Source organism: Pseudomonas sp. 10S5, assembly GCF_035019745.1.
GTDB lineage: Bacteria > Pseudomonadota > Gammaproteobacteria > Pseudomonadales > Pseudomonadaceae > Aquipseudomonas.
Genome location: NZ_JASJVL010000006.1, coordinates 240,800 through 267,389, shown reverse-complemented (window position 1 = coordinate 267,389; position 26,590 = coordinate 240,800). Strand labels below are relative to the sequence as shown.

At 54.5% G+C, this 26,590-nt stretch carries 26 protein-coding genes; 15 read left to right on the top strand and 11 right to left on the bottom strand.

Translation table 11 applies throughout. The features are described 5' to 3' along the window. Nucleotides 1–44: 44 nt before the first annotated feature. The 5 genes from QN378_RS08845 to QN378_RS08825 all read left to right on the top strand — a co-directional run bounded on the left by QN378_RS08845 (nucleotide 45) and on the right by QN378_RS08825 (nucleotide 5,601). Entirely contained in the window at nucleotides 45–794 is a 750-nt protein-coding gene (locus QN378_RS08845; RefSeq protein WP_322201379.1) for a molecular chaperone, read from the top strand. Nucleotides 795–1,018: 224 nt separating this feature from the next. Beyond that, complete coding sequence (locus QN378_RS08840) at nucleotides 1,019–3,469, top strand: fimbria/pilus outer membrane usher protein (protein WP_322201381.1); 2,451 nt, start codon at nucleotides 1,019–1,021, stop codon at nucleotides 3,467–3,469. Continuing rightward, a complete protein-coding gene (locus QN378_RS08835) occupies nucleotides 3,466–4,257 on the top strand; it encodes a molecular chaperone (RefSeq protein ID WP_322201384.1) in 792 nt (263 codons plus the stop codon). Before QN378_RS08840 ends, QN378_RS08835 begins: the two co-directional genes overlap by 4 nt. Next, nucleotides 4,254–5,246 carry a fimbrial protein gene (locus QN378_RS08830; protein ID WP_322201386.1) on the top strand — a complete coding sequence of 331 codons (993 nt, stop codon included), beginning with the start codon at nucleotides 4,254–4,256 and terminating at the stop codon, nucleotides 5,244–5,246. Before QN378_RS08835 ends, QN378_RS08830 begins: the two co-directional genes overlap by 4 nt. 118 nt (nucleotides 5,247–5,364) lie before the next feature. Next, nucleotides 5,365–5,601 carry a hypothetical protein gene (locus tag QN378_RS08825; RefSeq protein WP_322201387.1) on the top strand — a complete coding sequence of 79 codons (237 nt, stop codon included), beginning with the start codon at nucleotides 5,365–5,367 and terminating at the stop codon, nucleotides 5,599–5,601. 21 nt (nucleotides 5,602–5,622) lie between these two features. Here the strand turns inward: QN378_RS08825 and QN378_RS08820 are convergent, their stop codons facing one another. The 4 genes from QN378_RS08820 to QN378_RS08805 form a co-directional block, all read right to left on the bottom strand. Continuing rightward, the gene (locus tag QN378_RS08820) at nucleotides 5,623–6,585 is read right to left on the bottom strand and encodes a GlxA family transcriptional regulator (RefSeq protein WP_323550698.1); all 963 of its coding nucleotides are present in this window, start codon (nucleotides 6,583–6,585) and stop codon (nucleotides 5,623–5,625) included. Nucleotides 6,586–6,595: 10 nt separating this feature from the next. After that, entirely contained in the window at nucleotides 6,596–7,354 is a 759-nt protein-coding gene (locus QN378_RS08815) for a YkgJ family cysteine cluster protein (RefSeq protein ID WP_322201390.1), read from the bottom strand. 100 nt (nucleotides 7,355–7,454) lie between these two features. Beyond that, a complete protein-coding gene (locus tag QN378_RS08810; protein WP_322201392.1) occupies nucleotides 7,455–7,778 on the bottom strand; it encodes a hypothetical protein in 324 nt (107 codons plus the stop codon). Between the two features lie 226 nt (nucleotides 7,779–8,004). After that, nucleotides 8,005–8,904 (bottom strand): chemotaxis protein, encoded by a 900-nt coding sequence (locus QN378_RS08805; protein ID WP_322201393.1) that lies wholly within the window; start codon nucleotides 8,902–8,904, stop codon nucleotides 8,005–8,007. Between the two features lie 292 nt (nucleotides 8,905–9,196). Between QN378_RS08805 and hmpA the strand changes: the two genes are divergently transcribed. From hmpA to QN378_RS08755, 10 genes are all read left to right on the top strand, one after another. Next, nucleotides 9,197–10,378, top strand: coding sequence for an NO-inducible flavohemoprotein (gene hmpA / locus QN378_RS08800; protein WP_322201394.1), 1,182 nt, complete (start codon nucleotides 9,197–9,199; stop codon nucleotides 10,376–10,378). Nucleotides 10,379–10,563: 185 nt separating this feature from the next. Next, on the top strand, nucleotides 10,564–11,073 hold the full coding sequence (locus tag QN378_RS08795; RefSeq protein WP_322201396.1) for a disulfide bond formation protein B: 510 nt from the start codon (nucleotides 10,564–10,566) through the stop codon (nucleotides 11,071–11,073). Between the two features lie 466 nt (nucleotides 11,074–11,539). Next, nucleotides 11,540–12,478 (top strand): ubiquinol oxidase subunit II, encoded by a 939-nt coding sequence (gene cyoA, locus QN378_RS08790; RefSeq protein ID WP_322201397.1) that lies wholly within the window; start codon nucleotides 11,540–11,542, stop codon nucleotides 12,476–12,478. A 3-nt stretch (nucleotides 12,479–12,481) separates the two neighbouring features. Continuing rightward, nucleotides 12,482–14,458 carry a cytochrome o ubiquinol oxidase subunit I gene (gene cyoB, locus QN378_RS08785; RefSeq protein ID WP_322201398.1) on the top strand — a complete coding sequence of 659 codons (1,977 nt, stop codon included), beginning with the start codon at nucleotides 12,482–12,484 and terminating at the stop codon, nucleotides 14,456–14,458. 3 nt (nucleotides 14,459–14,461) lie between these two features. After that, nucleotides 14,462–15,076 carry a cytochrome o ubiquinol oxidase subunit III gene (locus QN378_RS08780; RefSeq protein WP_322201399.1) on the top strand — a complete coding sequence of 205 codons (615 nt, stop codon included), beginning with the start codon at nucleotides 14,462–14,464 and terminating at the stop codon, nucleotides 15,074–15,076. After that, on the top strand, nucleotides 15,077–15,439 hold the full coding sequence (cyoD, locus tag QN378_RS08775) for a cytochrome o ubiquinol oxidase subunit IV (RefSeq protein ID WP_322201401.1): 363 nt from the start codon (nucleotides 15,077–15,079) through the stop codon (nucleotides 15,437–15,439). 9 nt (nucleotides 15,440–15,448) lie between these two features. Beyond that, the gene (cyoE, locus tag QN378_RS08770) at nucleotides 15,449–16,336 is read left to right on the top strand and encodes a heme o synthase (RefSeq protein WP_323550697.1); all 888 of its coding nucleotides are present in this window, start codon (nucleotides 15,449–15,451) and stop codon (nucleotides 16,334–16,336) included. A gap of 308 nt (nucleotides 16,337–16,644) precedes the next feature. Next, complete coding sequence (locus QN378_RS08765; protein WP_322206820.1) at nucleotides 16,645–17,538, top strand: glycosyltransferase family 2 protein; 894 nt, start codon at nucleotides 16,645–16,647, stop codon at nucleotides 17,536–17,538. A gap of 73 nt (nucleotides 17,539–17,611) precedes the next feature. Then, nucleotides 17,612–18,247, top strand: coding sequence for a CatB-related O-acetyltransferase (locus tag QN378_RS08760; RefSeq protein WP_323550696.1), 636 nt, complete (start codon nucleotides 17,612–17,614; stop codon nucleotides 18,245–18,247). Beyond that, nucleotides 18,244–18,882, top strand: a complete 639-nt coding sequence (locus tag QN378_RS08755) for a hypothetical protein (protein WP_322201404.1) — start codon at nucleotides 18,244–18,246, stop codon at nucleotides 18,880–18,882. Before QN378_RS08760 ends, QN378_RS08755 begins: the two co-directional genes overlap by 4 nt. Nucleotides 18,883–18,918: 36 nt before the next feature. Here the strand turns inward: QN378_RS08755 and QN378_RS08750 are convergent, their stop codons facing one another. From QN378_RS08750 to QN378_RS08720, 7 genes are all read right to left on the bottom strand, one after another. Next, on the bottom strand, nucleotides 18,919–20,316 hold the full coding sequence (locus QN378_RS08750) for an amino acid permease (protein ID WP_323550695.1): 1,398 nt from the start codon (nucleotides 20,314–20,316) through the stop codon (nucleotides 18,919–18,921). Nucleotides 20,317–20,586: 270 nt separating this feature from the next. Further along, a complete protein-coding gene (locus QN378_RS08745) occupies nucleotides 20,587–23,919 on the bottom strand; it encodes a DUF6701 domain-containing protein (protein ID WP_323550694.1) in 3,333 nt (1,110 codons plus the stop codon). Next, entirely contained in the window at nucleotides 23,916–24,344 is a 429-nt protein-coding gene (locus QN378_RS08740; RefSeq protein ID WP_322201408.1) for a hypothetical protein, read from the bottom strand. Before QN378_RS08740 ends, QN378_RS08745 begins: the two co-directional genes overlap by 4 nt. Then, the gene (locus tag QN378_RS08735) at nucleotides 24,334–25,230 is read right to left on the bottom strand and encodes a type II secretion system protein (protein WP_323550693.1); all 897 of its coding nucleotides are present in this window, start codon (nucleotides 25,228–25,230) and stop codon (nucleotides 24,334–24,336) included. The genes QN378_RS08740 and QN378_RS08735 overlap by 11 nt, the downstream gene beginning before the upstream one ends. Beyond that, complete coding sequence (locus tag QN378_RS08730) at nucleotides 25,230–25,685, bottom strand: prepilin-type N-terminal cleavage/methylation domain-containing protein (protein ID WP_322201413.1); 456 nt, start codon at nucleotides 25,683–25,685, stop codon at nucleotides 25,230–25,232. Before QN378_RS08730 ends, QN378_RS08735 begins: the two co-directional genes overlap by 1 nt. Then, nucleotides 25,682–26,134 (bottom strand): prepilin-type N-terminal cleavage/methylation domain-containing protein, encoded by a 453-nt coding sequence (locus QN378_RS08725; protein ID WP_323550692.1) that lies wholly within the window; start codon nucleotides 26,132–26,134, stop codon nucleotides 25,682–25,684. The genes QN378_RS08730 and QN378_RS08725 overlap by 4 nt, the downstream gene beginning before the upstream one ends. Beyond that, on the bottom strand, nucleotides 26,134–26,574 hold the full coding sequence (locus tag QN378_RS08720; RefSeq protein WP_322201416.1) for a type II secretion system protein: 441 nt from the start codon (nucleotides 26,572–26,574) through the stop codon (nucleotides 26,134–26,136). Before QN378_RS08720 ends, QN378_RS08725 begins: the two co-directional genes overlap by 1 nt. Nucleotides 26,575–26,590 lie beyond the last annotated feature (16 nt).

The window sequence follows — 26,590 nt, the reverse complement described above, 5'->3', positions numbered from 1 at the left end:
AGTCTTCTCACCCCGTCACACTTCGGTTTCAGGCGACGGTCATCATGCGTTTCACCCTTATTAAATATGCCTGCTTATTACTGGCGTTCCTAACGGCCGTCAGCGTTCAGGCGGGTATTGTTCTCAATACCACCCGTATCATCTATCCGGCGCAGGACAAAGAAGTCAGTTTCGGCGTTCACAACAGCGGGGGCGGGGAAATCCTTTTGCAATCCTGGCTCGAGGCCGCTGCCGAAGAGACTTCAAATTTGCCGTTTGTGATCATTCCAGCCTTAACTCGTATGCCTGGCCACGGTAAGCAACTCCTAAGGATTATGTATGCCGGTGCCGACATGCCTCAGGATCGCGAATCAGTTTTCTGGCTCAATGTTCAAGAGATCCCACAAACTGCCGCCGCAAATGCGTTGCAGATCGCTATTCGTCAGCGCATCAAAGTATTTTTCCGCCCTGAGGGATTAAGCGATGTACCGTCCCAAGCGCCGCAGCAACTGCAATGGCGACTTTTGCGAAACGGCGTTCTGCAGGTGAGTAATCCAGGTTCTTATCATGTGTCTATGGTCAGAATTGAAGCGCATGACGGTATAAGTCAGGTGATGAGTAAGGAGAGCCATATGTTGGCGCCGAAACAATCCTTGGAGCTTGCGCTGACCAAACTGCAGAAAGGCCGATCGGTGTCCGTAAGCTTTATCAGCATCAATGACTTCGGCGGGCAAGTGCAATATCGCGCCCTATTAAATGGGCATGACATGGCCAATGCTGTTCTAACTAACAAAAGCGATCGTGTTACTCAATAGCGAGTAAAAGAACCCCCTTTATATACCGAGCATCCGAGTTGCGACCTGTGCGCATCCTCGGCGGGTTGCGCCTGTGCGAAAGGACTCTGCGGCGTGACAGTACCCCAAGGATTGAGTGATAACAGCACATGGAATGGTACACGCTTAACAGTAAACGATTCATCGCAAACCCGGTTGCAGAGAGTGCATGGATTAAGCTAAGTGGTCTTCGTATTGGCATTGCCATGGCGTTAACGACTCCTGTAATCGCTGCCGCCGATCAACCCGCTTCCGTCACCTTCAACACCGCCTTTATTCAGGGTACTAACGAGCCGGCGGATCTTGACGCGTTTCTACGCGGGAACAGCGTATTGCCCGGTACTTACAGCATCGACGTTTATGTCAATCGCACCTTGGCCGGGCGTCGTGATATCGGCTTTTTGCAAAGCCCCACGTCCAAGCGGGTCGAGCCATGTCTGACGCTGGACATGCTTCAAAGTTTTGGTCTTGATATTGACCGTTTGCAGCAGCCTGCAACGCTTGGACGCGACAGCCTGCCCGCGACATGTTTCGATCTGCCAGCTCACGTCGAGTTTGCCCGTGTCGAGTACCAACCCAATAATCTTCGCTTGTCTATCAGCGTGCCACAGGCTGCGATGGCGCGCAGCGCTCGGGGTTACGTGGCGCCAGAACTGTGGGACGAAGGCGAAACAGCGGGGTTTATCAATTACAACTTCAGTGCTGTGCGTCGGCACAATCAGCAAGAGCAAAATGATCAATACTATTTGGGGCTGCGCAATGGTTTTAATCTAGGTGCCTGGCGCCTGCGTAATGAATCCTCGTTGACGTATGGCGGTAATAAGCCTTACCAATTCACCACTAATCGCACCTATGCCCAGCGTGACCTGACGGCACTTAGAAGCCAGCTCACCCTCGGTGAGGTGTATTCCAATTCATTAATTTTCAACAGCGTGCGTTTTAGAGGCGCCGAGATTGGTTCGGATGATGGCATGTTGCCTGACAGTGAGCGGGTATATGCTCCGACCATTCGCGGTATTGCCCAGACCAATGCCACGGTGGAAGTCCGCCAAAACGGTTATTTGCTGTACAGCAACACCGTTTCTCCCGGCCCGTTCGAAATCAATGACATTTACCCCAGCGGCTCCAATGGCGATCTGTTGGTAACTGTCGTCGAAGCGAACGGAACTACGCGTTCATACACTCAGACGTTTGCATCGCTACCCGTCATGGTGCCGCAGGGAGCATTGCGCTACAGCTTCGCGCTCGGGCAATACGACAGCAACAGTGACTATCAGGCGACCCCCGCTTTCACCACGGGTACGCTGGTTTACGGTGTGTCCGAGCGGCTAACAGGTTTTGGCGGTGTGCAATGGGCGCAGGATTATCAGGCGGCCAATCTCGGTGCCGGTATCAACTCACCCATGGGTGCTTTTTCTGCGGACCTCACTCAGTCCGTCAGTGCGCAGCGCGAGCAATCTCAACAAGGGCGGAGCCTGCGCCTGCGTTACGCCAACACCCTTGATATGACCCGCACCACCCTTGCCGTCGCGGGATATCGTTATTCCACAGACCAATTTCGTACGCTGGAAGACCATGTTAATGAACAGGCCGAGCGTATCGGTCAAACCGGGGTCGGTCGGGCAAAAGACCGCCTTGAACTCAACATCAGTCAGTCATTGCCTGCACTGTCGGGTTCGTTAAGTCTCACAGCCAGCGATCAGCGTTACTGGAATCTACCGGGTAACACGCGCCAGCTTTTCTTGTCGTACAACGCTGCTTGGAAAACCATCAGCTATAGCCTGTCGATTGAGCGTAATCAGCAGATGAATGCAGATGGACAAGCGGGTACCGACCATCGCCTCTCAGTAGGGCTAACAGTGCCACTGGGGTCAAGCTCGAAATCGTCCAGGGCTTCGTTCAATCTGGTACGCGACAGCGGCGGCGATTACAACGCCCAAGCGGGGCTCAACGGCCAAGTGCTAGACGACAGAAATACCTTTTACTCGGTCCAGGCCGGACAAGACCGTAGTGCCGGTTCGTTTGGTTCGGGGAAACTTACGACCACGAAGCCGTACGGTCGTTTCGAAGCGGGGTATAGCCAAGGTCGTAATTACGATGCGATAAGCCTGGGTGCCTCCGGGTCATTGGTCGGACATAGTGGCGGGATTAACTTCGGGCAACCCTTGGGTGAAACCTTTGCGCTGGTTGAGGTGCCACAGATCAGCGGCGCGAAGCTGACCAACTACAACAACGTCGAAACATCGGCCAATGGTTATGCAGTGTTGCCTTATGCCCAGCCCTATCGCACTAATTGGGTCGCACTCGATACGCGGCAGTTAGGAGCCGACATTGATGTTGAAGACGCTATCGTTCAGGTAGTGCCCAGGCGCGGTGCTGTAAGTGTTGTGCATTTCAACGCATCGATAGGACGTCGTATTCAATTTGAGTTAGTGCGCGTGGATGGCAGCAAAGTGCCGCTGGGCGCCAGTGTGGAAGACGAACATGGAAAGTCGTTGGCAGTGGTCGATCCCACGAGTCGTGCGCTGGTGTTGAGTGATCAGGACATAGGTGTGCTGCGAGTTAAGTGGTCCGATCAAAGCTGCCAGGCGTCCTACCGCTTGCCGCCTAAAGATCCGGTCCGCGCCTATGAGCGATTGAAGGTCACTTGCCAATGATTCGGCTGGGAATTTTAGGGTGGTTGGCGGTGGGCCTTTTGCTGAACGTTCCTGGTGCGCAGGCCGCCGTATCTTTGAGCGGAACACGATTGATCTTCGACGGCAACTTTCGTGAAGTGAGCATTGAAGTCGTTAATCGCAGCAATCATGAAGTGCTGCTGCAGGCGTGGCTCAGCGATGCTGAAGACATTGACGCCGATCAGTCTAACGACCTGCCTTTTGCCGTAACGCCACACTTGTCGCAACTGTCGGCCAACCGCAAGCAGGCATTGCGTCTTCTGTATGAAGGTGTTGGCAGGCCGCTGCAGCGTGAGTCATTGCTGCATTTGTACGTGATGGAAATCCCCCGGCGGGCGGCGGGTGAAAACCAGCTGAGCATTGCGATTCGCCAACGCATCAACGTGTTTTATCGACCTCCGGGCTTGTCTGGCGACCCTGCGCAAACTGCCGAAGCGTTGCTGTGGAGTGTGATGCGTGATGAAGAGGGCGCGAGCTTTCTGCGGGTCAGTAATCCCACTGCCTACCATGCCTCACTACAGCACGTGCAACTCGATGGCGCGAATGGGAAACATCTCGTCAGCGATTACCAATTGCTACCACCGGGGGTGACCCTCAGCTTGCCACTGGGTGCTGTCGCACCTGGCAATCCAGGGTGGCATCACTTGTCCTTCAAGGCACTCACCGACTATGGCGGTCCGCGCTACTACAGCGCTGAGGTTGAAGAGCGTTTGCCGTTCAACGCTCGTTTGCGGCCGACCGCCGCATTTATCAAGGACGTACAACCATGACCCACATCTGCTGCATTCGCTCCCTAATCTCGGCGCTGTTACTGTTCACTCCGGTAACCAGTTTTGCGTTGGTATGCAAAGACAAGGGGACCGGATCTTCCGTAATTCAAGCTGATCTGGGTAGCACCGTTGCTATACCCGCGTCAGCTCCTGAAGGCACTGTTGTCTGGCGCTCGGATCAGTTCAATGTTCAGGTTGAGTGCTTCAAGGATGGTTTGCAGGCGCAACAGGAAGAAGTGTTCGTTTACCTTAACCCGGACAACAGGTTAGTAGGGCAAGGTATCAGGGTTGGACTGACCTTTAATGGCGTCGATTATCTTCAAAGCAGTGGTCGGATTGGCACCGGACAAAGCCTGCCAGTGTGCAATGAAGGGGCGTCGAATATCGATGCCTGTCCGCGTATAAACTTCAACTTGGCCTTATCGGTGTTCATAGAGAAATCTGGTCCTACGCCGCCTTCGGGTGTGGCCAGTCAGTTGCAGGATTACCGACTGCTGCAACTGGACAGCGCGGAGGGGCTGAATCCTCTGCCTGGTTATAACCTCAGCTACGTTATTAACAACCTTAGTGGCCTGCGGTTTGTTGCCTGTGATGCTGAGTTGCAGGTGATTCCTGAGACTGTCGAGTTTGGCGCAATAGGTATTCAGCAGGTAGCTGTGGGCCGGGTGATTGATCGGCGCCCGTTTTCTTTGATGACCAACCGTACCTGTGACACGCCTTTCAGCCTCGGTGCGCAGTTCAAACCGGTATCGGGCATCATATCGGGCGACTTTCTGGTTCCGGTAGCCAACGACGGCGTTGGCATTCGCATTGTCAACTCCGGCAACGGCGCCACGCTGCCTTATAACCAGCCTTTCCATTTGGCCGATCTGTTGGGGAATGACTCGTCCGCCAAAGCTGATTTCGACGCTGAACTTGTTTGGCAAACCCCCAACCCCAAAGCGGGTGCATTCGAGGCCGAAGTCATCATCGACCTGTTTTACAAATAGAAGGCGATGGGAGGTCGGAGGCGGTGCCGGCAGGCCGTCCAGGATTCAGGTATGCTGCGCGGCCTTGGGTGACCGCCCATCATCGCCCTACGACAGACTCGATACTTTTGGAGCTTCCATGACTACCCCCGAACACACGCCAGCTCCTGAAGCCGTCGCCGAACAGGGCGCCGAGATCGTTGCAGGTAAAAAAACTGCGATCATTCCGGACTTCAAGTTTTCGTTCAAAGCTGCTGAATTCACGCCAGTGAAGACCTTGGAAGAGCCGTATTACAAGAAGTCCGGCAAAGCCAGCCACAACAAGATCCCGGGCGCCGCGCCGCATGGCACTCGCAAGTCCATGGGTAAGCGCTGATTCCTGACCTTGTAGTTACGCTTATGCATTTTGTTGAAAGCGTTCGCGGTACTGGGTAGGGGTTACCCCAAGTCGCTGGCTGAAAATCAGGCGCATGCGGCTGGCACTGCCAAATCCGCAATGATAGGCCACGGCCTTGATCGCCAATTGGCTGCCTTCGAGTAAATGACGCGCGGCGTCGATCCGCGCCCGTTGCACGAATTCAGCCGGGGTCACTTTCGCGTCTCGGGCGAAGATTCGCGCAAAACTTCGCGGACTCATCGCAACCACTTGTGCCAGCCGCTCCACAGAGAACGGCTCGGCGATGTGTTCCATGACGTAGCGCTGGATTTTTGCCACCGGCGAACCTTCATTGTCGGGCGCTGTCAGGTAGGGGCTGAACTGCGATTGTCCCCCTTGACGCTGCACCACCACCAACAAGCGCTTGGCTACCGTCAATGCCACCGCTGCCCCGTGGTCTTCCGAGACTAATGCCAAAGCCATGTCGATTCCGGCAGTAACCCCTGCGCAGGTCATGAGCGCACCATCGCGCACATAAATTCGGTCAGGCTCAACCCGCGCCAGAGGAAATTGCTCGGCCAGTTGGCGTGCATGGCTCCAATGAGTGGCGGCCTGTTTGCCATCAAGCAGCCCGGCATGTCCCAAAATAAACGCTCCGGTGCAAATAGACCCATAGCGCCCAGCGAGCGGCGCCGCTTTACGCAACCACTTGGTTATCGCAGGCTGAGGCATGCTTTCAGGCAACAGCGGGCCTCCGGGCACCAGCACCACGTCAAATTGATGAGGGGCGTCTTCAATAGCGACCTCGGCACCCAGCGGCATGCTGTTGGACGCCATGATCGGATAGGAAGCGGTGCCGATCGTAATGATGCGATAGCCGTTAGCCGCAGGTACAAAACGGTTAGCCTCAGCAAACACATCTAATGGTCCCGCGACATCTAATGACTGGACGCCGGGAAAGATCACAATCGCCACACTTTTCATTGATGGTCGTTCATGTGTTCCGTAAGGAAATAAAGGTGTAGTTCAGAGGTTCATGGGTTACGACCTGAGCTCCGGCTAACTGCAAGGTATCTATAATTTCCGGGCCCGACACGTGGAATGACCAGTTGGACTCGACGGATGATTGCGCAGACGTAGGAAAATCGGCAACTTCTTGCATGGCACCGGCGAAGGCAGTCATGTCCGGCAAATAGGCAGTGAAACCGTCGCCCTTGAGTGCGGCGGTGCGGATACCCAGCACATCGCAAATGGCGTTTTTAGCAGCAACCTCATCGTGATCGGCTAGCCGCGATTGTTCGATGAGTGCCATCAGATGAGCGTCGACCACCGCGTTTCCAAGGATGAGATCCGGTCCCTGTTCCCATGCGTTAGGCGGACAATCCTTGCTCTCGGGTTTTAGAGGGATATGCGGGTTGATCTCCATTGGGTAAATTCGGCAGACCAGAGGACGACGCTCATAAATACGGCACATATTTTCTGCGTCAAGATTCCGGCAAGGTCCGACGTTATAAGCGGCGAACGTGATAGCAACATAAGCGGTCGCGCTGCCGCTGAGGACTTTGAGTGAACGGCGTTGTGCGTGGGTGCGTTGCACGGCTATTACGCCGTATCCATCCTCAAGGAAAGCTTCGGCCAAGATGATCACCGTACCGCCATCGGCCGTCCACTGTCCGGCCTCGAGTAATGTCAGCGGGACGTGATGGTCGTTGCAGCATTTTCCGCAACCTACGCAGGCAAACTGAGTCTTCATCAAAGTAGAAAGCCCAAAAAATGCACGTTGTGACGGTGACAGATTTACCCGCATCGTCACTGCCGAGGCAGATTTTGAAGCAAGTTATAAGCCATTGATCTTACTTTTTCGCCGGGGTCAGCATTAAGTCCCACTCGGTCACCACCGCCGTTTTGCTTTGGCGCTGATAAAGGCACAGCTCGGTGCCGACTTTGTTTTTCATGTGTGGTTGTGGGTAGTGCCCTTTGAGCACAAGCGCGCTGTAACCGATGCTGTCGTCGAATAGCGCTGCGGCGCCTGCGGGTTTTACGTCTTTTAGTTGGCTGGCCTTGACACAGCTAGCGATGACGGCGTTATCCAGATCTTTCCAGGCCTGATCGCTGGATGCATTGGCTTGGCTGCCAATAACCGTAAGGCCTGTGAGCAATAGCGCGAATGCTTTCATGTCGATTTCCTTTTTGAGCAGTATCCATTGGATGCCAAATTATGGCAGACAAGCTCGGTAGGAATTCGTCGTATAACGGCAATGCGTTGGACATAACGCATGCCAGATGTTTCATTCAGGCGTGAAGCGGCGTGATGGGTCTCCGGCACTTTGAGATCGACGCTGGCTGCGTCACGCAGACGAAACATGCGGCGGTGTTAGCGAGACTTCGTCTCAATAGGGTGATTTAGATGCCTTGGGCCTCGACCGTTCGGGCCGCTTGAATCAAGCACTTGGTCAACTCGGGAGAAGAAAATTTAGTAAGCACTGCGTTTGCTCCGGCTGCACTTGCTTTTTCGCTGTTCATTTTGCTATCCAGGGAGGTGTGCAGAAGCACGTATAAGTCCTTGAAATCCGGTGTTTCGCGTAACGTTCTGGTAAAAGCGTAGCCATCCATCTCCGACATTTCAATGTCAGAAACCACCACATTAATCTGCTCGGCAGTGCCTTGCAGCTCAAGCAGTTGATCGATGGCCTCCTTGGCGCTGCGTGCCGTGTGGCAATGGACTCCCAGGGTGCGCAGTGTTATTAGCGATTGCTGCATGGCAACCTGACTGTCATCGACCAACAGGATATTCGCCTTAGACAAGACTCGCGCTTCTTCTTCGCTCAAGTGCACGGGTTCGTTGACGATTCTAGCCGGCGCGATGCCGTGAATAACTTTTTCGATATCCAGCACCTGTACCAGTACGCCGTCAACCTGGGTTACGCCCGTGATAAACGATCTATTGCCCGAGCCGAAAGGCGGTGGGCGGATGTCGGTGGTCAAGCAGTGAACGATCTTGCTCACCGCCTGGACGTGCAGACCCTGCTTGGAACGGCTCACATCTGTGACGATCAGGCACCCACCCGATGGATCTACCAACGGTTGCTCACCGATTGCGCGGCTAAGATCGATCACCGACAACGACGCCCCCCGCAGGATAGCGACGCCCTGAACGTGTGGATGGGATTCGGGTAAACGGGTCAGGGGAGGGCAAGGGATAATTTCGCTGACTTTGAGCAAATTGATTGCCATCATTTTGCCGCTGCGCAAGGTGAACAGCAGCAGCGATAGAGAATCTGCGCGGGCTTTATTCGAGGACATATCAACCTTCTGAAATTAAAGGCGTCGCTATACATGAGCGGCGAACAGCTTTCGATGTCGGGTTATCGACTTGCCTGAAGCAGGCTTGAGCCGCTTTTGTGCCTAAGATCATCGACCATTTGTAACATATGTAGTCATAAAGACATTTGTGAGTCTTTATGACTTGTATTTGAGTGGGGTCAATTTGATATATATTTCCTAATATGTTGAATTATAACGACTTAAAATATGGCATGAAAACTGATGGGGCAAGGTACCTGTTATCAAGCCTTGCGGCTTAGGAGTCATCCCCATGTTAAGCGCTCATGATCGTGCCATTGTTAAATCCACTGTGCCACTCCTCGAAAGCGGCGGCGAAACGTTGACCACGTATTTCTACCAAATGATGCTGAGAGAGTACCCGGAGGTGCGGCCTTTATTTAACCAGGCTCACCAAGCCAGTGGTGATCAGCCTAGAGCGCTGGCTAACGGCGTATTGATGTATGCGCGCCACATCGACGAACTAGAGCAACTGGGCGGACTGCTTGCAAAAATCATCAATAAGCACATCGCTTTGCAGATTTTGCCGCACCACTACCCCATCGTAGGTACCTGCCTGATTCGCGCCATTGAAGAAGTGCTGGGCAGTGACATCGCAACACCTGAAGTTTTGCGGGCCTGGAGCAATGCGTATAAACAGCTCGCCGACATTTTGATTGGCGCGGAGCAGGTGATTTACGAGGAGAAAGCCGACGCTGTGGGCGGCTGGCGCGGGGCGCGGGAATTCAAGGTGGCTCGCCGCGTTGATGAAAGTGCTGAGATTACCTCGTTCCATTTTGTGCCTGTCGATGGTGAGGCTGTTCTGGGTCACATCGCTGGCCAATACATTGGCTTGCAACTCTTCATTAATGGCGAAGAGACGCGCCGCAACTATTCGTTGTCTGCGGTAGCCGATGGCTGCCAGTACCGTATCAGCGTCAAGCGTGAGCCCAACGGCTTGGCGTCGAATTTTCTGCATGACCACTTGCACGTCGGCGAGCGCATTAATCTCTTTACGCCTTCAGGAGAATTCACACTGACCGATAGCCTAAAACCGCTGGTGTTGATCAGCGGCGGGGTAGGCATTACGCCGACACTGGCGATGCTTGAAACCGCGTTGGCGACTTCGCGGCCAGTGCATTTTATTCACTGCGCGCGCAATGGCAGTGTGCATGCTTTCCGGGGTTGGGTTGATGGCCTTGCCAGTCTTTATCCGCAGTTGAAGCACTTCTATTGCTACGCCGAAGACGATGGCGTTAGCTCTCCCGCGCATTCAGTGGGATTATTAGATCAACAACGACTGGAGCAATGGTTGCCTGAAGACCGTGATCTGGATGCTTACTTCCTGGGGCCGAAAGGATTTATGGCGGCGGTAAAGCGCCAGCTCAAGGCGGCGGGTGTGCCTGAGCAGCAAAGTCGTTACGAGTTCTTCGGCCCGGCTTCTGCGCTTGAATAAAGATTGTTGAAGTACGCGCTCAACATGTCTCATCCTCGATAGATGTCAGTGTGATGCCATCGGTCGATTCGATTTATCCTTGCGGTGATTTGCGCTTGAGTTGGTAACGACTGCCCATGATTATCGCGGGCGATTCGTCCGTTGAGCATTTACACTCTGTGTCAGACCATTTAAAGGGTAAAGGGATGAGCGATAACTTAATGTATCTGGGGCGCGAGAAAAAATTTCTAGTGATGCTAGGGGTGATTTGCCTTGCGATGATCGGAGGCGCTTTGTACATGCAGGTGGTACTGGAAGAGGCGCCGTGCCCATTGTGTATCCTGCAACGTTATGCGTTGTTGTTTATTGCCATTTTTGCGTTCATTGGCGCTCTGATGCCGGGTCGCCTCAGCATTACGGTGTTCGAGGGGTTGGTGATGCTCAGTGCAATAGGCGGCGCCATGGTTGCAGGGCGCCACGCGTACATCCTTGCGCATCCCATAGAAAGCTGCGGTATCGATGTGCTTCAACCTATCGTGGACAGTATGCCGTTGGCCTATTTATTTCCGCTGGGATTCCAAGTGGATGGCTTCTGCACTACGCCTTATCCGCCAATACTAGGATTATCATTGGCTGAGTGGGCGTTGGTCGCATTTGTATTGACGGTGGTGTTGGTCCCGTTGGGAATTTTGCACAATCGCCGTAGTAGTCGTTGAACTTGAGGTATAGACTTCGAACGCCTTACATTTCCTGTGGAGATTAGGGCGCTCATCTGTACCGAGTTCACCTTGGTAATTGATTTTTGCAGATTCTGATATGAACTATTGCTGAATGAGTCATAGTCAGCAAAAGGTTACCTATCTACAATCGCCAGCATTAACCAGTCAGCACCGCACGCGCTATGGAAGAAACGATGCCCTCGGCGTCTCTACCACCTTTGTAGAGCGCGCCACCATCAGGCGTTGACACCTCAGAATATCCGCACCAAATGGAATTGGTCTGCCAACCAGGCCGTTGCCACCATTCAAATAAGAAAACACAGATAATTTCGGATTTGTCGTTCGGCTCTTGAGCTGCTCAGGCACGCCCTTATTCAAATCAAAAAAAACGCCAACACCGGCAGGCTTTAGTGTCTGCGTTCGAAATCCAACTGACTGCGCAAGCTGCTTTAGAGGTCGTGAGATGAGTAGAAAAGGGTACCCCAGATTACTAGGCTTCTTAGCCTTTTTGAGCACACTCGCGCTCAGTGGTTGTGGTATGTCCGTCCTTGATCCCAAAGGGCAGATAGGCGTTGACGAGAAGAACCTGATCATCACCGCCACCGTGCTGATGTTGTTAGTCGTCGTGCCTGTGATCGTCATGACGTTTGTGTTCGCCTGGAAATATCGCGCCTCGAACACTCAAGCTACGTACGCACCAGACTGGGCACACTCGCATAAAATTGAAGCCATTGTCTGGGGCGTCCCGACCGTTATCGTTATTGCGTTGGGCATTTTGATCTGGAAATCAACTCACGACCTCGATCCCTACAAACCGCTTGAGTCGGCCATCAAACCAGTCACCATCGAAGTAGTGATGATCGACTGGAAATGGCTGTTCATCTACCCGGACTTGGGCATTGCCACGGTCAACGAAATCAAGTTTCCCGCTAACGTACCGGTTAACTTTCGGATCACATCCGACGCGACGATGGGTTCATTCTTCATCCCAGGCCTGGGCGGTCAGATCTACGCCATGGCCGGTATGGAAACCAAACTGCACCTGATCTCCAACGAGAATCATGTATACGACGGTATGGCAGCCAACCTCACTGGCGAGGGGTTTTCTGACCAGAAATTCAAGGCATACGCTACCTCCCAGGCTGATTTTGACGCCTGGGTTGCTGCCGCCAAGAAAGCACCAAATCAGCTCGACTTGATGCAATTTAACGAACTCGCCAAGCCAAGCGTGAAAAACCCTGTGGAGTACTTCGCCACCGTTCAGCCAGATCTGTTCCAGACCATCATCGATAAGTATGAAGGAATGAACAAAGGCGCCGGGATGAAGCATGAGGCAGGTGAGAAGAGTGAAATGACGGGTATGGACATGACTAAGCATTCGGCTGCCGGGGCAGAGGAGTAACAGATGTTCGGTAAATTAACGCTGGACGCGATTCCCTTCCATGTTCCGATAGTGATGGTGACGCTGTGCGTCATCGCGCTGGTTGGTGCGGCAGTGATCGCTTTAATAAGCTACAACCGCAAATGGGTTTACCTGTGGTCTGAATGGTTGACTTCGGTTGACCACAAGAAAATCGGCGTGATGTACATCGTCGTTGCGCTGGTCATGCTGCTGCGTGGTTTTGCAGACGCCCTCATGATGCGCTCACAGTTGGCCCTGGCCAGCTCCGGCGGTGAAGGCTACCTGCCACCGGAACACTACGACCAGATCTTCACCGCGCACGGTGTGATCATGATCTTCTTCATGGCGATGCCTTTTGTGGTCGGCCTGATGAACATCGTCGTACCGCTGCAGATTGGTGCTCGAGACGTTGCCTTCCCGTTCCTCAACTCGTTGAGCTTCTGGTTGTTCGTTGTCGGTGCGGTATTGGTCAACTTGTCACTGGGTATCGGCGAATTCGCCCGTACCGGTTGGGTTGCCTATCCACCGCTCTCCGGCCTGGCTTATAGCCCGGGCGTGGGGGTTGATTACTACATCTGGGCCTTGCAGTTATCCGGGTTGGGTACGTTGCTGACGGGGGTGAACTTCATTGTCACCATCCTGAAAATGCGCGCACCTGGCATGACCTTGATGAAAATGCCGGTGTTCACCTGGAACTGCCTGTGCACCGCGATCTTGATCGCGGCATCGTTCCCGATCCTCACCGCCACCTTGATTCTGCTGACGCTTGATCGTTATCTGGGCATGCACTTCTTCACCAACGAGCTTGGTGGCAACCCGATGATGTATGTCAACCTCATCTGGGCCTGGGGCCATCCAGAGGTTTACATCCTGATCCTGCCGGCATTCGGTGTGTTCTCGGAAGTGACGTCGACGTTTACCAAGAAAACACTGTTCGGCTACAAATCGTTGGTCTATGCGACTATCGCAATCACTGTTTTGTCGTTCGTTGTTTGGCTTCACCACTTCTTCACAATGGGTTCGGGTGCCAACGTCAACGCGTTCTTCGGAATCATGACGATCATTATTGCCGTTCCCACGGGAGTGAAGATCTTCACTTGGCTGTTCACCATGTTCCGCGGTCGGCTTGAATTCACCACACCAGTTCTGTGGACGTTGGGCTTTATCGTAACCTTCACTATCGGCGGCATGACCGGCGTACTGCTGGCGGTTCCGGGTGCTGACTTTGTGTTGCACAACAGCCTGTTCCTGATCGCTCACTTCCACAACGTGATCATCGGTGGTGCGGTATTCGGTTACCTGGCAGGTTTCACCTACTGGTTCCCGAAAGCATTCGGCTTCAAGCTTAACGAGCGCCTGGGCAAGTACGCATTCTGGTGCTGGATCGTCGGCTTCTACCTGGCATTCATGCCGCTCTACGTACTGGGCTTCATGGGTATGACCCGTCGCCTGAACCATACCGATAATCCGCAATGGACTCCTTGGCTCATCGCGGCCTTCGTTGGCGCGTTGGTCATCATGTGCGGCATCGCGTTCCAGCTCATTCAACTGGTTGTCAGCATCCGTGACCGCGAGAAGAACCGTGATCTCACTGGCGATCCGTGGGATGCCCGCACCCTTGAGTGGTCAACTTCTTCGCCTCCACCGTTCTACAACTTTGCCGAGCAGCCGGTTGTTGACGATCTGGATGCGTATTGGGGCATGAAAGAGCGCGGGATCAAGACCAAAACTGCCGCGGATTACAAAAAAATCCACATGCCGCGTAACACTGGCGTGGGTTTCTACATCGGCTTTGGCAGCCTGATCTTCGGTTTTGCCTTGATCTGGCACATCTGGTGGTTAGCTGCGATCGGTCTGGTCGGGATGGTGGCAACCTTCATCATTCGCTCGAACGACGACGACATCGACTACTACGTCCCTGCCGAAGAAGTCGCGCGAATCGAAAACGAACGCCTTCAACTTATGGCTAAGCAGGCTTAAACCATGTCGAACTTAGTATTAGAAAGCCAGATTGCCCATGCTGAGGAGCATGGGCACGAGGATGCCGGGTCAATGACCGTGTTCGGCTTCTGGATTTACCTGATGACCGACTGCATCTTGTTCGCGACGATCTTCGCCGCTTACTCGGTGCTGAGCAACAACGTTGCAGGTGGCCCGTCGGGCAAAGATATCTTCGAGCTGCCTTACGTTTTGGTAGAAACCTTCTGCCTGCTGTTCAGCAGTATCACCTACGGTTTCGCCATGTTGGCGATGCACAAAGGCAACAAGAAGGGCGTGATCGCTTGGTTGATCGTGACCTTCTTGCTGGGTCTCAGCTTCATTGGCATGGAAATCAATGAATTCCATCACCTGATCGCTGAAGGCTTTGGTCCTGATCGCAGCGCCTTCCTGTCCGGCTTCTTCACGCTGGTGGGGACCCACGGTTTGCACGTGACTTCTGGTTTGATCTGGATGGCCGTGCTGATGTTCCAGATCAAGAAGAAAGGTCTGACCGCAACCAACATGACCCGTTTGAGCTGCCTGAGTTTGTTCTGGCACTTCCTGGACGTGGTCTGGATCTGCGTGTTCACCGTTGTCTACCTGATGGGAGCACTGTAAATGGATCACGCTAATATCAGCCATGCTGGCGCCGAACACGCGCATGTCGGCAGTGCAGGTGCCGACCACGGCAGCTTGAAGTCCTACGCTATCGGTTTTTTCCTGTCGGTGATCCTTACGGTGATTCCGTTCGGTCTGCTGATGCACCCGATCTTCGCTCAGCCGGTCACATTGGCAATCGTAGTGTTGTTCGCAGTGGTACAGATATTTGTCCACCTGGTGTTCTTCCTGCACATGAACAGGTCATCCGAACAGCGTTGGAATATTGTCGCTTTTGCCTTCACTGCCCTGATCATCGTGATCGTGGTCGGCCTGTCGTTGTGGGTGATGTACAGCATCCACACGAACATGATGGCGCACTGAGGAATCTGAATGTCCCTTAAGCACTTTATCCAAATCACCAAGCCGGGGATCATTTTCGGTAATGTGCTTTCGGTGGCAGGTGGCTTCTTCTTGGCTTCTAAAGGGCATGTCGACTTCGGCGTGTTCTTGGCTGCGGTAATAGGCACCTCGTTGGTAGTTGCGTCAGGTTGCGTTTTTAACAACTGTATTGACCGCGACATCGACGTGAAAATGGAACGAACCAAGAATCGGGTGCTGGTGCAGGGGTTGGTTTCGTTGAAGCTGGCCTTGCTCTACGCCACCGTTTTGGGCGTCGCCGGGGTGGGCTTGCTTTATACCAAGGCCAACCCGCTGGCAGCGCTTTTTGCAGTCATTGGATTTGTGATTTACGTCGGCTTCTACAGCCTGTACCTAAAGCGCAAATCGGTGCATGGCACGTTGGTTGGAAGTCTATCTGGAGCCATGCCACCGGTGATTGGTTACGTGGCGGTGAGCAACAGCTTCGATATGGCGGCGCTGACGTTGCTGGTGATGTTCAGTTTGTGGCAGATGCCGCATTCCTATGCCATCGCGATTTTTCGTTTCAACGATTACCGAGCTGCGTCGATCCCGGTGCTTCCGGTGCTGCGCGGTATTGTCGTCGCCAAGCGGCACATCCTGATCTACATCTTGGCGTTTCTGGTAGCAACGCTGATGTTGACGATCGGTGGTTATGCCGGCTTTAGTTACCTGGCCGTTGCTGCAGGGATGGGAATGTACTGGTTGTATATGGCCTGGACGGGCTATAAAGCGGTGGACGACACTATTTGGGCACGTAAACTGTTTGTATTCTCCATTCTAACCATCACTGCTCTTAGTGTGATGATGTCAGTTGATTTTCAGGTGCCAAGTGAGTTGCTGATTACTTACGCACGTTGAACCTACGCAGATGCTTGAACAGAGACGCCCCGCTCCGATAAAGAGCGGGTTTTTTTTTATGGCTTGGTTGGGTAATCTTCGTTCAGCAACGTCAGGCAAAACGAGCGAACTGTAAAAGTGGCGATGAGGCGATGGCAAAAGCCATCACGTTACAGCATGATAGGGGCGCTTGACGCCCATGGAAGAATGGTTTCGCCGCCGCTCCGATATTGTCTGGTCTGATGACTGGAGCAGAGTGGACCCCAAAATGACTGCGACTCGCCTTGTCCGGCGCCGCTGTCGATAGACTCCAGTAGAAACATCAAATGATGACCGAACACCTTACTTCCAGGAAAGAACAAGCGGCGGATGTCGGTCCGCTTGTGTCCATTGTTGCGCCTTGTTATAACGCGGAAAAATACTTGGAGGAGGCGCTTAAAAGCATTTTTGCCCAAGACTATAGCAATGTAGAAGTTATTATTGTCGACGACGGGTCGACTGATAACAGCTATGCCATGTTAGAGGCCCTGCAAAGCACTTACGATTTTCAGCTTTATACACAGCCAAACCAAGGCGTGAGCGCTGCCCTGAATTACGGGTTGAAGCATGCGCAAGGTGAATATGTATCCACCCCGGACCTAGACGACATCATGCTTCCAGAGTCCGTGCGGGTAAGGGCTGACTACCTGGATAAACATCCTGAAGTGGGCTGTGTTGGCGCCTTGGTCGTCTACATGGACAGTGAGGGCAATAACGTCAAAACGCAGAAGTCGGCGCAAATCCAGCGCTTGGGTTTCGACGAGATTCTGAGCAACGCCATTGTGGTGGGTGCCCCGGTTTCGTTGTACCGAATGGACGCGCTCCGGGCCGCCGGGTTTTACGAGCCGAGCATCAAAGTCCAAGACTTCCAGATGACGTTGAAAATAGCCGATCAGGGTTATCAGATACACATATTGCCGATAAGTGTTACCCGTTATCGACGTCATCCGAATAACCTGTCTCGTCGATATAAAGTGCTACTGGACGCTGATATGAAGGCAATCAGCCCTTATCAGTCGCACCCTGGGTATGAGAAGGGCAGGGCTGTAATCCTCAATAAAGCGCTTAAATACGCGGTTGTTACTGACAAGAAAGACGCGTGGCGATTGTTACGAGCCATCCCCCTTCGCCGTTTTAACAAAACCACTTTTCGCCGATTGAAACGGCTGCTGTTGCACCGCTAGTCGGGCGTTGTCGCTGCTTGGAACTTTACCGAAATGTTTCCGGTCTCACTCCCATCTTCGATAGAACACGGCCATGAAATTTCTTGAGGCTTTAAAAGAAAGGCGGACAAAAAAACAGCTCAATGGCATGGACAAGCTTCATCGGTTACCCGAGAAAATTAGACTGCGCTACCCGAAGTATTCATTCGGCGTTGGCACTTACGGTATTCCCGAGGTTATCAAGTTTGGTCATGATGCTGTCCTGAAAGTCGGCGCCTATACGTCAATTGCTACGGGGGTCAAAATTCTGCTGGGAGGTGAGCATCACACTGATTGGGTGAGCACTTATCCATTTCCGGCGATGATCAGCGAAGTCAACGATATCCTCGACTTCTCGACCAGCAAGGGCGACGTGGTCATCGGGAGTGATTGCTGGATTTGCACCGATGCAATGATCCTCTCCGGCGTCACCGTCGGTCATGGCGCTATCGTCGCCGCCGGTGCGATTGTGAACCGAGACATTGCGCCCTTCTCTGTGGTTGGCGGCAACCCTTGTAAGTTCATTCGCTGGCGCTTCGACGAAGAAACCCGCGCGACGTTGCTGCAATCGGCATGGTGGGACTGGCCCATCGAGGAGGTCAAGGCAATGGCGAGAACCTTGTGCAGTGCGGATATTGACGGGTTCATCCGCTATATCAATGAGCGCAACGTGGAGCAGGGGTTGGGATGACGCTGGCACATTTTGCTCAGTACGGTGGCATCACGGTTATGCTTCCTGCCGCGATTGTCGTTGGCATTTGGCTTTACGTATCCGGGTCCAAACGCTCGGCATTGCTGTGGTTGGCGACAATGCTGTCGGTCTACGTGGTCGTTGGAATAAGTAAGATTTTGTTCAAGGGCTGGGGCATCGGCCTGCTCAGCCTCAATATTTCAGTTATCAGCGGCCACGCGATGCACACCTGCCTGGTACTTACCGTGGTATTGAGCTTGCTTGCCCGTCAAATCGATCCTCGATTGCGTTGGCCGGCGGCTGGTGTGGGGCTGATGATGGGTTGGTGGTTCGCCACGTACTGTGTGGCACCGTTTGTACATCCTCTGCAAGAGGCGATTGCGGGGGCTCTTCTTGGTTCCTTGGCCGCTTGCGTGTTTCTGTTCAGCGTGGAGGGCCTCGAAATCCGTAAAATCCCTCCTGCTGCGCTGGTGCTTGGATTGGCGTTCATGGCGTTCAACGCCACCACCACCAAATACACCGCCGAGAATCTACTGAACCGAATAGCCGTGACCCTTTCTGGCGGTGATCGGGCCTTCAAACAGCCGGAATGGCGGACACCTCAAGTGCAGCTGCAGCTCAAACCGCCCATCTGATGAAGCCCGTATGCCGCAGATTTCTCGTTTCGATCCTCACGCCATCTTCACTACCTGACGCCCCATGCGCAGTCGGTACAGCCCCAGGATGAACAAAATCCACACCGGCATGATGTAGACCGAAATGGCGATCCCCGGAATCATCAACATCATGATTAGAATCAATGCCACGAACGCCAGGCACAAGTAGTTGCTGAACGGTGTCCAAAACGCCTTGAACCCAGGCACAACGCCTTGCTCGGTCATGGCTTTACGGAACTTCAGGTGGGTCAGGCTGATCACGACCCAGTTGATGATCAGAGACGCGACGACCAGCGCCATCAACAACTCCAGCGCTTTTTGCGGCGCCAGGTAGTTGACCACCACGCACAGCAAGGTCACTAACGCCGAAACTCCGATTGCCAACACGGGTACGCCTTGTTTGTTCAGCTTCATTAGCGCTTTAGGGGCATCACCTTGTTCGGCCAGTCCAAAAAGCATGCGACTGTTGCAGTACACGCCGCTGTTGTAGACCGAAAGCGCCGCCGTCAGCACCACAACGTTAAGAATTTGTGCCGCAGTGTCGTTACCAATCAGAGCGAAAATCTGCACAAAAGGGCTACCGCTGTAGGCATCGCCGGAAGCGCCCAGTGTTTGCAGCAACGAATCCCATGGATACAGCGCCAGCAGTACGGTGAGTGCGCCGACGTAGAAAATCAGGATGCGGAACACCAACTGATTAATCGCTTTGGGAATGACTTTGCGTGGCTCACTTGCTTCTGCGGCAGTGATACCCACCAACTCCAGCCCGCCGAACGAAAACATGATGAAGCACAGCGACATCAACAGCCCGCTGAATCCGTTGGGGAAGAAACCGCCGTGGGTCCACAGGTTGCTAAACGATGCCTGCGGGCCACCTGTGCCACTGATCAGCAGATATCCGCCGAGTACGATCATGCCGATGATGGCGACCACCTTGATGATCGCAAACCAGAACTCGGTTTCGCCGAAGACTTTCACGTTGGTCAGATTGATCAAGTTGACCAACACGAAAAATACCGCAGCGCTGACCCAGGACGGCACATCCGGCCACCAAAACTGAACGTATTTACCGACGGCCGTAAGCTCGGCCATGCCGACCAACACATACAGCACCCAGTAATTCCAGCCACATAAAAAGCCCGCGTATCCGCCCCAGTACTTATGCGCGAAGTGACTGAAAGAGCCGGCCACGGGCTCCTCGACAATCATCTCGCCCAGTTGACGCATGATTAAAAACGCAATGAAACCACAAATGGCATATCCCAAAATCATTGCCGGACCGGCCGACTTGAGGACGCCCGCAGAGCCAAGGAACAGCCCGGTACCAATCGCGCCACCGAGCGAAATCAGCTGGATGTGGCGGTTTTTCAAGCCACGCTTGAGCAAGCCTGGCGTCAGGTCTTCACCTGTCATTGCTTTACCTTTCTGTATTTGGAATAGGGCGGAGGTGGAGCGGGTGTTGAAATTGGCCGTCATTCTAAAACGGGCAGTGCGTAGGAAGCATCTCTAAATTGCGGGCAGGGGCGCTTGGTATCAACTTTAGGAGCGAACTTGTAGGCGAAGCGACGTGCCGGATACATCGCAGGGGTGCTTCGCCAACAGCCTGGCTTCTACAGACTGGCAGTGCGGCAAGCTCCGTTCAAACAGACCTTAAGCCTGTCTGAACGGACTCTGGGTACTCGCTTAGCGATAGTTCTCGCGACGGAAGATCATTGGCGAAGGGCCTTGGTAAATGCCAAACCGGGCAACCCCCGTCGCAGCTTGGCGTCCGGTGCCGTTCCAGTCATACAGAAGCCATGATGGGGTGGCGGGTAAGCTGCCAAGTACCGAGCCGCTAATGCCCGGAGGTTGCAGTTTCAATAAGCCAACACCTGCGCTGGGGGCGATCATCGAAATGTTGCTATTGGCATAGTTCGCCGGTGTCAGTTGGCCGGTATAGCTGGTTAATGTTGGTGTCTGCAGAAAGGCGGCGGTACAGGTGTCGAGACCTTCAGTTTGGAAGCTACCCCCCGCGATGTTTTGCCATGTTTCAAGACTTAACGGCAGGGTTAGCACCTGTAATTCTGAGCCATGGGCATTCCCCAAGCGCAGGCGCCCGAGGCGTACTTGACTGCCGGGAGTGTTGCTAAAGTCATAGCTGTAGGCAGTACATGTTGTGCCATCGCCAAAACAAGCGCCATCGGCGTCGGTCAATGTTGCAGCACTGAACCGCTGACGAATAGCGGCCGTAAACGGAAAGTCATCAGCCAGCGGAAGGGCAGCCGGGGTGTATTGAAGGGTGTCGCCGCTCCAGCGGAAACTCTCGGCACCGTCACCGTTGTTTGCACCGCTTTGCGCTACGGTGGCCGTGGCGCTGTTGGTCAGGCGACCGATGACATCCACGCTGGTTTTGCCAGTGATCGAGGTGTACGCATCTCGAACGGGTATAGACAGTCTCCAAAACGCATCGCGGTCGTAGTTGTGCGTGATGCCTTTGTTGCGGTTAAACGCGGTGACGATGAGGTTGGGTTCGTGCCCAACGGCAAACGCCATTGGTTGGCCCTGATAGCTAAAGGATGTCCCGCAGCTCTGGGTCAGGCTGGCACTGCCCTGCACGCCCAGGAAAGCCGGAGTGAAGCGTCCGACCAGGCCACTTCTGCCGCCGCTGACAGTTTCACCAAAATAGGCGTTGGCCGCTGGTGTCGCCGTCAGTTGGAATACCCCTACTTCGGAAATCGATGTCGTGGCGGTTGTCTGGTTGCCCAGTACTTGGTTGTACTGAGTAGGCGAGAGTATGCCGCTGTCGCCCGCCGCAGGCGCAACCAATACGCTGGCGAGGGGAATGTTGGGCAGCTGAAAGTTAGACGCGATTATCCGGCCGCTGCACAACGACGCAGCGGTCAGCGGATCACCATCGGCCAGCCAGCCGACTGCTTGTATGCGAATCGGAAAGTTATCCCCGGCTCGCACACCAGGGAATGCTTTGCAGTCAGAGCTGACACCCGCGACGGTACACACCGAGTCTGTCTGGATGCACAGGCCGTAAGGTTTGGAGACGAATAAGTCGCTGCCGTTCATGCTCAAGCCGGCATCGTTGTTGGCGGTGCTGCCTAGGTAGGTGGCGGTGAGCATCATCTGACCTGCGTCGTCATAGCGGACAGTAAGGGGCGCGCTGCCGGTGCTGTCAAACACCAGGCTCAGGCGGGTAGGCGCGCTGGTGACTGCGGTGTTGTTGACGATAACGGGTTGGCTGCCAGAAACGGGACTGACATAGGTCGAGCTGAAGTTCAGGTTGCGGGTGACGTTGGAAAACCCCGGTACACAGGCTTGAGAGGTATCGCTTTTTTTCACGGCGCGCAGGGAAATGCCGCTTTGTGGCCGACCGGTAATCAGAGTTGGCACCGTGAAAATAAAACCGCTGTCGGCATAGGCGATGGTGCAACCGCTTGTTGAGCAGACAGTTTGTCCGTTACTCCCTGGAACGGACGAACTCACTCCGACGCTTACGTTACCCGCGCTGCCAATGCTCAGATACGCTTGTGCGCTGCCACCGCTGAACGTGATGGTGTTGCCATTCATCACTGCGGGTGCCGCTGCAGTCCAGCCGCTAGCAGGACTTAGCGCGATACTGACTGGATCGGTAAACGGGCTGCAACCGGCAGTGGCGCAGGCAGTGATAGTAACGGGCTGTGGATTGCAGGTCAGTGCTGTGCCCGCGTAGCTGAACGCGAAATGATCGATAGCGGCCACCGGCGGAAGAGGGGCCGGAGCGCTGCAGTAAGTATGGGCCGGGCTGGTGTTGCATCCCCCGGTGATGGACAGTGCGCCAACAGCACGGGTGGTACCACCGATGCAGGTGTCAGTGGCAGTGAGGGCCGCGCCGGATAAGGCGTCTTTAATGATGGTACTCCCCGTCAAGGTCATCGCCGCTTTTGACTGGACGCTGACGCCTACGCTGGTGCGTGTGAGCGTCATGGCTGCTCCCCCTTGTACGTTACCGCCAACGCAGGTGTCTGTGGTGGTGATCACGGCAGCGGCAATCACATCGCCAGAGACGCTTCCGCGGACCAAGGTAGCAGCCGCTTGCGTGTTTATGTTGCCGGTTATGGGGGTGTCGGTCATGGTAACCACGCCGAACGCCTTGATGTCGCCACCCACACTGCCGCCTGTCAGGGTGATTGCCCCGGAATGGCTGGTCACACCGCCGTTTATCGGTGCGCCAGTCGAGGTGATTGCGCCCTCAGCAACGACGGACCCGGCGATGCTGCCCCGGACAATCGTGATAGCGCCGGTGCTGCTGGTCAGATTTCCTTTGATCGCGGTATCGGAGGATGTCGCTGCGCCGTAGCCCAGAACGTCAGCGCCTACGCTTGAATCACTAAGGGTCAATGCCCCTCCGGTACTGGTCACCGATCCGGTAATCGCGGAGCCCGTTTTGAGGGTTATGGCACCTGAAGCCTTCACATAGCCGCCAACGGTTACAGCTGCCAGTGTGCCGGCGCCTGAGGTGCTAATGACGTTCCCGTTCACTTTGGTAGTGGTGGCGGTAATTGCTCCACCAGCCTGGACACTGCCCCCGATGTTGCTGCCCGCAAGCGTCATCGTGCCGTTGGTAGTCTGGACCGAACCGGCGACGTTGGCACCGGACAGCGTAATCGTGCCAGCGGTGGAATTGATTGACCCACTGAACGTGCTTTTTGTACCTGCGACGTCAATTGCCCCGGCCGTCGAAACCAGGTCTATGGTGCTGCCGCTGGTACCAATCGTGTTGGTGTCCAGCGAAAAGCCTTGATTGGCCACGACGGTAATATTGCCGACGATCAACGTGCCCACGACCAATGAGTCGCCAGTTGCCAAAATGACCTTGCCGGTACAGGTAAAGGTATTGCCAGTGCTGCTCCAAAGGCCCGTGCAGGGTGCGTTTGTCCCGAGCAGGCTGAAAGAATAAGCCGTCGCGGCACTGGCCGTGTTTGTCAGCAACAGGCCCCCCAAAAGCGCTCCCCAAAGGAAGCTTTGCTTCACTACTTGCTTGCTCATGGAGTGCCTTTTTCTATAGTTGCCGTGAGTTGCCGGTAGGCGTAATCGGAGCGGCTACCGGTGCTGCCGTTTTGTGCGGTCGAGGTGAAGTGGAATATCTGCAGCGGCGAACCGTTGTTGTCCAAATAGTTGTTACTGGTACACGCGACACTAACGCTGAATTCGGCAAGATTACTTCCGGTAAGACTCGGACTGCCTTGAGTGCATAGGCCTGAACTGATTGATTGACTTATTCCCCACTCCAGCCCCGCATTGGCCGATTGGTAGGCACGAGCTTGCTGGATGGCAAGGCTGTTGGAACCGTGTTGCGCAGCAGACAGGCGCGCCATGGCCAACACCACCAAGGTGACCACAATCAACAAAAACATCGCGGCTACCAGGCCAAATCCCTGGGTGCGTTGGGGCCAGCGGCGGTCAGGGCGCATTGTCGACGTGAACCTGTTGCAATAGGTTGAAGCTTTCGTTGCCGATGGAGATCTGCAACGTCAGGGATAACAAACCGCCACGCTGAGTGCTACCCACTTGGTAGGTGAAATTGGTTTTCGAACAATCGACGTTTGTTGCCAGTGGCTCAGGGTTGGAACCTGGCGGCGGTCCGGACGGTATTGCAGAAAAAAGGGTGCTGTAGCTATAGCGAAGCAGTTGGTTATTTTCACAACGGTAGCCCACCACGGACTGCGCCGTGTACAAGCGAAATTGCGGTGACGCATAAGCAAAACGAAATCCACCCACTGGCAAATTACCTACGGCGACCCGGCTTTCCCCTATTGGTGCACCTGGAAGCAAACTGAATGTGGTGCCTGTCGGGGTTATGACGCCAGGATTTGCAGGCGCCCACACGTTACTTCCGGGCACCGGTGCACCGCCTGACTCCGCGCCGATGTTGTACATCACCATCCAGAGAGCGCCCGTGGGGTTGAATGCTCCATCCAACATCTGCACTTCGTCACAGCGAGTATCAATAGTTGAACTGCCGCAAGTGCCCGCCGGATCGGTGGAAAATCGCAAGCCGTCGGTGTCTGTGCGGTTCGGACGATAACGCGCCGCACTTTGAATCAGCATCAGCTCTACGGCTTTACCGTCTGCCGACGCTCGCAATGAATTGGGAACCGCGAGGCGTACATCGCGAGTCAATCGATTCATGGCGCCCGCCGCTTGTTCCACCAGAGTGCCGCGCCTGCTCTGATCCAACAAACCTTGCAGCGGGTGCGCAAATACCGTGCTGATCACCACGACGATGATGCCGGACAAGGCGATGACGAGCACTAGCTCCACCAGGGTGAAGCCGCGTGGGCGCGTTGGTCTGTTCATCAGTAGCGCGTCCGGTAGCTGCCCAGCACTAACTTTTGGTTGGCGAGATCGGTGACGGTGACTTCGACGTACAGCGCGTTGGCAGAATTCAGCCCCGCCCATGCTTGGGGGCTGACAGCGACGCTGATTCGATAGCCCCCGAGGCTGGAGATAGCGTTACCGTCCGCGTCGTGGGCACCGGTGTCATTTAACCCGGCGTAATCACAGACCCGCTGGTACTGGCTACGGCTACTGGGTGGCGTGGCGCAGACGTTACCGCTTGCATCGGCGAAATCCTTCAACAGGATTTCTTCAAGGTAGGCACTGGCAATGTCCAGGCTTTGCTGGCGTAACAGAGGATCGGCCGATTGGCTGGTGATGGCCGCCATGGCCGTGAACAGTGCGACGGCAGCGATACCGATAATCGCGATGGTGAGCACTAGCTCAACCAACGTCACGCCCCGTTGGCGCTTCATTGCACCAGACCTGTGTCAGCCGTCACGCTGAACGAATGGCCACCATTCAGGGTGCCGATGGTTGCACTCGCAGCGCTGGACGGACGGCCCAGGGAGTCGAATACAACGGGAAAATTGGCCGTTGTCAGCGTCACATCAGTGGGCGCTGCAGCGGCAAAGGTTGCATCGCCATCCGGGCTCTGAACTTCGAGGCTATAAGCGCCGCTCGTACAGTTCACCGCTTGGCGCAGGTGGTAGCCGTTGGTATTAAGGCTGACCTGAGTCAGGCAACCGCTGGACAGGGCAATCTTCTGCCCATAGCGCACGGCAGCCTGGCTCTCTTCGAAGAACAGGCGTTCGTTGAACACCTGCCTATCAAAGAAACGTGGTCCCACAACAGCCGAAATGATTCCGATGATAACAATCACCAAAACCAGTTCGACGAGCGTGAAACCGCGCATGTCAGGCATTAGCAGCCGCTAGTCGTAACGGCTGAGAACGCTGGGGCGGCTGTTGTGGTCGCTGCTGTATAGGTAAAGGTACAAGAGGCCGGGGTTGTCGCGTTTTTAGCGCTGATTGCCACCGTTGTAGCCGCTGCTGCGGGTTGGGTAAAGGAGTAATCACTCGAAGCAATATTTGCCGCCAATAGAATGCCTGGTGCATCCGGGTAGCCATTGAGCATCGTAATAGTCTGGCCTTCAAGCGTTACAGTCCCGCCCTCGGCCAGAAATGCAGAGTGCGCTATCGCAGAAGCAGAGCGCATGGAACCTGCTGCGCCATTGAGGGTGGCTGCTCTTGCATCGCCAGTCAGGTTAGCGAAACGCGGAAGTGCGAATGCGGCGAGAACGCCGATGATAACGATCACCATGACCAGTTCGATCAGAGTGAAACCACTTTGTTGTCTTTTCATGTTTTTACTACCTTTT